Annotated in this window: 4 protein-coding genes; 1 reads left to right on the forward strand and 3 read right to left on the reverse strand. The window is 70.1% G+C overall.

Annotated elements, in window-relative coordinates; all coding sequences use genetic code 11:
• Positions 1-113: 113 nt before the first annotated feature.
• The 3 genes from G6031_RS18025 to G6031_RS18035 all read right to left on the reverse strand — a co-directional run bounded on the left by G6031_RS18025 (position 114) and on the right by G6031_RS18035 (position 3,290).
• Positions 114-965: a thioesterase family protein gene (locus tag G6031_RS18025; protein WP_182654019.1), complete on the reverse strand. Its 852-nt coding sequence runs from the start codon at positions 963-965 to the stop codon at positions 114-116.
• 22 nt (positions 966-987) lie between these two features.
• Positions 988-2,196 (reverse strand): acyl-CoA desaturase, encoded by a 1,209-nt coding sequence (locus tag G6031_RS18030; RefSeq protein ID WP_182645763.1) that lies wholly within the window; start codon positions 2,194-2,196, stop codon positions 988-990.
• Positions 2,197-2,288: 92 nt separating this feature from the next.
• The gene (locus tag G6031_RS18035) at positions 2,289-3,290 is read right to left on the reverse strand and encodes an LLM class flavin-dependent oxidoreductase (protein WP_182654020.1); all 1,002 of its coding nucleotides are present in this window, start codon (positions 3,288-3,290) and stop codon (positions 2,289-2,291) included.
• Positions 3,291-3,360: 70 nt separating this feature from the next.
• Between G6031_RS18035 and G6031_RS18040 the strand changes: the two genes are divergently transcribed.
• Positions 3,361-3,998: hydroxyethylthiazole kinase (locus G6031_RS18040; protein WP_182654021.1), on the forward strand; the 638-nt coding region annotated here is incomplete at its 3' end.

The raw sequence follows: 3,998 nt of genomic DNA on the forward strand, positions 1-3,998 counted from the left end.
GGCCGCCACCCACACGATCGCCCAGAGCGCGGGCCAGCCGCGTGGCGGCGATCGACGCAGGGCCAGCCGCGCCGCCGGCTGAGTCCCGCCGCCGACCGATCAGCCGCCGGCCGTCACCCGAACACGGTGATGGTCTGGCGGCTGATCGCCGTCAGGGCCCCGTCCGGTCGCCACATCATGGCGTGGGTGTGCGCGTACCCGTCGCGGGAGGCATCGGTGGTCGCCTCGTAGGCGAACAGCGCCTCCGGCGGGATCGTGTCGGGACCGATCTCCGCCACCAGCTCCAGCGTCCAGGTCAGGCTGCTGGCGGGTGCGAACCCGGACAGCATCTGGATGGTCGCGGGCGGCCACGCGTCCGCGAGCACCAGCAGATGCTCCTCGTGGAACTCCTCCGGGGCCTCGCGCAGCTGCGCCCAGCCCGAGAGGTCTCCGGTCTCGGCTCCGCTGAACGGGAGGGCGCCGCCGACCTGCCTCAACGCGAGGAACCGGTAGAACTCCGGGGTCATCTTCTCGATGTAGGGGAACGGCTCGATGGTCCCGGGCTCGGGCAACTCCGGCATGGGATGCCTCGGTGGCACCACGATGGTGGACTCGCGGTGCTTCCCGAACGCCGCGAGCGCCGTGGCGACGATCGCTCCGTCCTGCCGCAGCGTGGCCTGGGCCTGCGTGACGTTTTTGCCGACCCGCAGGATCTCGGCGTGGACCTCGACCGCGCCCGTCGTGGCGGGACCGACGAACGAGACGGTGAACGACCTCAACGGATGTGGAGACGCGGCCCCGGCCCCGGCCCCGGCAGAGTCTGAGACCACGTCGTCTGAGGCCACGTCCCTGAGCCGCCCCTTGATCGACGCGAGGAGCAGGGCCCCGGTCAGGCCTCCGTAGATCGCGCGGCCCTGCGTCCAGCCGTCCGAGACCTCGACGGTCCCACCGCGCGAGGCGGACTCCAGCATGTTCTTCAGCGACATGCCGGACAGTCTGCCAAAGCGGTCAGTGGACCAGTTGGGGGCGTCCCTTCTGGCGGATCGCCGCCAGGGCGGTCGCCAGGCCGGGCATCTGCGGCAACCGGTCGAACATCTTCTCGCTGCGGGTCTCCGCCGCGTCGTCGGCGGTCCGGTGCAGGTACTTATCGGGCAGGGAGAGCCGGGCGATGGTGCGCCACGACTGCAGGTACTGCTTCCACAGCGGCCCGCTCACGTACGGCAGGTCGTACCGCTCGCACAGGTCCCGGACCCGCAGCGAGATCTCCGAGTACCGGTTGGACGGCAGGTCGGGGAACATGTGGTGCTCGATCTGGAACGACAGGTTGCCCGACATGAGGTTCATGACGGGGCCGCCGTCGAGGTTGGCGCTGCCGAGCATCTGGCGCAGGTACCACTCGGCCTGCGTCTCGTTCTTCACGTCCTTGGGGGTGAACTTCTCCGCCCCGTCCGGGAAGTGGCCGCAGAAGATCACCGCGTTGGTCCAGATGTTGCGGATGATGTTCGCGGTGACGGTCGCCGTGAGCGCCTGCCGGCCGGACGGCCCCGCGAGCACGGGGAACAGGACGTAGTCCTTGAGGACCTGCTTGCCCGCCTTCCGCAGGAACGCCTTGGCGGTACGGCGGTCGGCGGGCGTGGCACCGGAACCCGGGAACGCGTCCTGGAACCGGACGTGCTGCAGCCCGATCCCCCATTCGAACCCCAGCATCAACACGGTGTTGATCAGGAGGTTGGCGGAGTACCGGGGCTCCCACGGCACGTCACGCGTGACCCGCAGGACGCCGAACCCCACGTCGTCGTCCAGCCCGACGATGTTCGTGAACTTGTGATGGAGGTAGTTGTGGGTGTGCTTCCAGTCGGCGGAGCTGCCGACCAGGTCCCACTCCCACGTGGTGGAGTGGATCTCCGGATCGTTCATCCAGTCCCACTGTCCGTGCAGGACGTTGTGACCGATCTCCATGTTCTCGAGGATCTTGGCCACGGCCAGGGCTCCCGTGCCGAGCGCCCAGGCCGTGCGGTTCCGCGCGCCGAGATACAGGACCGCGCGGGCTCCCAGTTCGATCCCCCGCTGCAGCCGGATCACGCTGTGGATGTAGCGGTAGTCCCGTTCCCCGCGAGAGGCGATCACGTCGGCCCTGATCGCGTCGAGTTCCCGCCCCAGCTCGTCGATCTGCTCGGGAGAGAGGTGCGCGTACTCGCCTACATCAGATATGGCCATGGATCAACTCTAGGCCGGTCCGGGGGGCCTTAACCACCCGTGGGACCTCTTGACGGCGAATTCGTGACCAAGCGCACCACGTTGTGGCTACTTCAGTCACTCCAGGACCGGCGCACCACTTCCAGCGTGCCGTGGACCCGCTCACGGGTCGACCCCACGGGGGCGATCATCAGCTCGTCCGCGCCCGCGCGCTCGGCGAAGTCGCGCAGGTAGTCGCGCACCTCGGGGCCGTCACCCACGGCGGTGTAGGTGATCATGTGCAGGATCTGGCGACCGGCGGCCGACTCCATCACCATGTCCAGCTCCTCGTCCGAGAAGTGGCGCCCGCGACCGGCCATGAGCTTGACGCGCTGGCGGCGGTACCAGTGCAGTTCGCGGGCCGCGCGCCCGGTGTCGTCGTCGGCCACCACGTTGACCGCGGCGATCATGTACGGCTCGGCCAGCTGGTCGCTGGGCTCGAACCGGTCGCGGTAGACCGCCGAGGCCTGCTCGAGCGCATCGGGCGCGAAGTGCGAGGCGAACGCGTACGGCAGGCCGAACTTCGCGGCGAGCTGGGCGCCGAACAACGAGGATCCGAGGATGTAGAGGGGAACCCTGGTGCCCCGGCCCGGGGTTGCGATGATCCCGCGGGTGCGGGCGAGGTCCGACGGGGAGTCCCCCAGGAAGGCCTGCAGTTCGCGCACGTCGTCGGGAAAGCGCTCGGCGGCCGACGGCTCGCGACGCAGGGCGCGGAACGTCTGCTGGTCGGTGCCGGGCGCGCGGCCCAGCCCCAGATCGATCCTGTCCGGGTGCAGCTCGGCGAGCGTGCCGAACTGCTCGGCGATCACGAGCGGCGAGTGGTTGGGTAGCATCACCCCACCGGAGCCCAGGCGGATCCGCTCGGTCTGGGAGGCGATGTGGGCCATGAGCACCGCCGGCGCCGAGGAGGCGATGGACCCCATGTTGTGGTGCTCGGAGTACCAGACCCTCTCGTAGTCCAGCTCCTCCGCCCTGCGCGCCAACGCCACCGAGTCCTGCAGCGCCTCCCCGACGGACTGACCGGGGCGGACGGAGGCGAAGTCGATCACGGACAGGGGCATCGGGGAGGGGGTCATGACCGGTCCAACCCACGCCCCGCGGGACCTATTCCGTCCCGTGTCCGGCCGGGGGCGGCACACTGGGGGTATGTCCGCACCCGGCTCCGGTTCCAGTTCCAGTTCCGTCGACATCGTGCACCTGGTCTCGGAGATGCGCAGGGCCGAACCGCTCGTGCACTGCCTGACCAACTCGGTGGTCCGCCAGATCACGGCCGACGTTCTGCTGGCGGCCGGTGCGGCTCCCGCGATGGTCGACCACCCCGAGGAGGCCGCCGACTTCGCCGCAGTCGCCTCCGGGGTGCTGGTCAACGTGGGCAACCCGACAGCCGAGCAGGTCGAGGGCATGCACGCCGCGATCGACTCGGCGCGGGAGCACGGCACGCCGTGGGTCCTCGATCCGGTGGCGGTGGGCGGTCTGACGCTGCGCACCGGGCTCGCCACCGGCTGGCTCGACCACGTCCCCGCGGCGATCCGTGCCAACGCCTCGGAGATCGTCGCGCTGGCCGGCACCGGCGCGGGTGGCCGGGGCGTGGACTCGACACATGAGGTGGCCGCCGCACTGCCGTCCGCGCTGATGCTCGCCGAGCGCACCGGGGGTGTGGTCGCGGTGACGGGTGCGCAGGACGTCGTTGTCACCAATTCCGGCGGGTTGACGGTCGCCACCTGGATCACCTCGGGGCACCCGCTGTTGCAGAAGGTGATCGGCACCGGCTGTGCGCTCGGGGC

This window comes from Dietzia sp. CQ4 (genome assembly GCF_014145125.1).
GTDB classification, from domain to species: domain Bacteria; phylum Actinomycetota; class Actinomycetes; order Mycobacteriales; family Mycobacteriaceae; genus Dietzia; species Dietzia natronolimnaea.

What these genes read in the sequence shown, in the direction of transcription:
- G6031_RS18035 (WP_182654020.1), bottom strand. Translation starts at nt 3,290, where the DNA reads ATGACCCCCTCCCCGATGCCCCTGTCCGTGATCGACTTCGCCTCCGTC.
- G6031_RS18030 (WP_182645763.1), bottom strand. Translation starts at nt 2,196, where the DNA reads ATGGCCATATCTGATGTAGGCGAGTACGCGCACCTCTCTCCCGAGCAG.
- G6031_RS18025 (WP_182654019.1), bottom strand. Translation starts at nt 965, where the DNA reads ATGTCGCTGAAGAACATGCTGGAGTCCGCCTCGCGCGGTGGGACCGTC.